2 protein-coding genes and 1 pseudogene are annotated in these 2,267 nt (G+C 62.7%); 1 reads left to right on the forward strand and 2 read right to left on the reverse strand.

Annotated features, from left to right (window positions below; translation table 11 throughout):
* Together ACEW8G_RS01155 and ACEW8G_RS01160 are read right to left on the reverse strand one after the other, a co-directional pair.
* A partial coding sequence (locus ACEW8G_RS01155; protein ID WP_373486618.1) for a carboxyl transferase domain-containing protein occupies positions 1-566 on the reverse strand: 566 nt, incomplete at its 3' end.
* Positions 567-741: 175 nt separating this feature from the next.
* Entirely contained in the window at positions 742-1,893 is a 1,152-nt protein-coding gene (locus ACEW8G_RS01160; RefSeq protein WP_373486619.1) for an acyl-CoA dehydrogenase family protein, read from the reverse strand.
* A 163-nt stretch (positions 1,894-2,056) separates the two neighbouring features.
* On the opposite strand from ACEW8G_RS01160, the pseudogene ACEW8G_RS01165 reads away from it, so the two are divergent.
* A pseudogene (locus ACEW8G_RS01165) lies at positions 2,057-2,267 on the forward strand (acetyl-CoA C-acetyltransferase); the annotation flags it as partial.

The following is a 2,267-nucleotide window of genomic DNA, read 5'->3' on the forward strand; positions in this document are numbered from 1 at the left end:
CTGCCCATCACGCAGGCGATCTGCGGGATGCCCTTGGCGGACATATTGGCCTGGTTGAAGAAGATGCGGCCAAAATGGTCGCGGTCCGGAAACACCTCGGCCTGATGCGGCAGGTTCGCACCGCCGCTATCGACGAGATAGATGCACGGCAGGCGGTTGGCTTCGGCGATCTCCTGCGCGCGGAGATGCTTCTTCACCGTCATCGGATAATAGGTGCCACCTTTGACCGTGGCATCGTTGCATACGATCATGCACTGGCGGCCCGAAACGCGGCCGATGCCTGCGATCATGCCCGCGCCGGGGATGTCGCCGTCGTAAAGGTCGTGCGCTGCAAGCTGGCCGATTTCGAGGAACGGCGAGCCGGGATCGAGCAGGCGTTCGACGCGCTCTCGCGGGAGGAGCTTGCCCCGCGATGTGTGCCGCTCGCGCGACTTGGCGTTGCCGCCCAGCGCGGCGTCGGCGACCCTGTCCCAAAGCTCATCGCGTAGCGCGGTATTGTGCAGGAATGCTGCGCGGTAGGTGTCTGAATTGGTGTCGATTTTTGTATCGAGGGTGGGCGCGGTCATGGCCGATCCTTTCCCTTTAGGGGAGAAGATACCAAAGCCTTGGCAGCGTGCTGCCTAGGCGACGTTGGAGAGGGCCGCCCCCCTCTCCCGCTGCGACTAGGTCCGCTTTGCGGACCAAGTCTCGCTTCCCTCTCCCGCAAGGGGAGAGGGGCTGTCAACGCGGAAGCCGCAACCATCACGCACCAGCTCCGATCAGTTCGCGCGCGATCAAAAACCGCCTGATCTCGTTCGTGCCCGCGCCGATGTCGTATAACTTGGCATCGCGCAGGAAGCGTTCGACGGGCCAGTCGGTGGTGTAGCCCGCCCCGCCCAAAGCCTGGATCGCCTCGAGCGAGCATTTCACCGCATTCTCGCTGGCAAGCAAAATCGCCCCGGCGGCATCGAAGCGTGTGGTCTTGCCCGCATCGCACGCGCGCGCGACCGCATAGACATAGGCGCGCGCGCTGTTCAGCGCGACATACATGTCGGCGACCTTGGCCTGCACCATCTGGAAAGATCCGATCGCCTTGCCGAACTGCTTGCGCTCGCGCACGTACGGCAGCACGACATCAAGGCATGCCTGCATGATGCCCAGTGGCCCAGCAGCAAGCACCGCGCGCTCGTAATCAAGCCCGCTCATCAACACACCGACGCCGCCGTTGAGCGGCCCCATGATATTCTCTTCGGGCACCTCGCAATCGTTGAATACCAGCTCTGCAGTGGGTGACCCACGCATCCCCATCTTGCCGATTTTCTGGCCGATGCTGAAACCCGGCATGTCCTTTTCGATGATGAACGCGGTGATGCCGCCAGACCCTTCGCCGGTCTTGGCGTAAACGATCAGCGTCTCGGCATAGGCCGAATTGGTGATCCAGAATTTGGTGCCGTTAAGCACATAGCCGCCCTGCACGGCTTGCGCCTTCATCTTCATCGAGACGACGTCCGAACCTGCGCCCGCCTCTGACATCGCCAGCGAGCCGACATGCTCGCCCGAGATCAGCCCGGGCAGGTATTTTGCCTTCTGCTCGGGGTTTGCCCAGCGGCGTAGCTGGTTGACGCACAGGTTGGAATGCGCGCCATAGCTCAGCCCCAGCGAGGCGCTGGCGCGGCTGATTTCTTCCATCGCGATGACATGTTCAAGATAGCCGAGGCCCAGCCCGCCATCCTCTTCGCCCACCGTGATGCCGTGCAGGCCGAGCGCCCCCATTTCGGGCCACAATTCGACCGGAAACCAGTCTTCGGCGTCGATCTTGGCGGCAATAGGGGCGATCTTGTCAGCAGCGAAACGGCGGGTAAGGTCGCGGATTTGCTCGCCCATCTCACCTATCTGGAAATCGAAATCGGGCATCATGCGGCATGCTCTCCTGTGCTTTTGGTCGTCATAACCGCTCGCGCGCATCTTTGTAATATAATTTCGCTGGCGCGCTGCTGGCAATCGCCACATTTGTATCGCGCACCGGACTGGACTAACAGCATCCCAGCCCAAAACTCTTGAGAGGATTCCCCCCGCCATGACCGCATTTTCCGCCCATGACCCGATTGTCATCCTGTCCTACGCGCGCACCCCGATGGGCAGCTTTCAAGGCAGCCTTGCAGGCGCCAGCGCGACCGATCTGGGCGCGGCGGCGGTCAAGGCGGCGGTCGAGCGCGCCGGGGTCTCGGGCGATGCGGTCGAGCGGATTTATATGGGCTGCGTGCTGCCCGCCGGGCTCGGCCAGGCCC

The sequence above is a fragment of the Blastomonas sp. genome, assembly GCF_041747255.1.
In the GTDB taxonomy this organism is placed as follows: Bacteria; Pseudomonadota; Alphaproteobacteria; order Sphingomonadales; family Sphingomonadaceae; genus Blastomonas.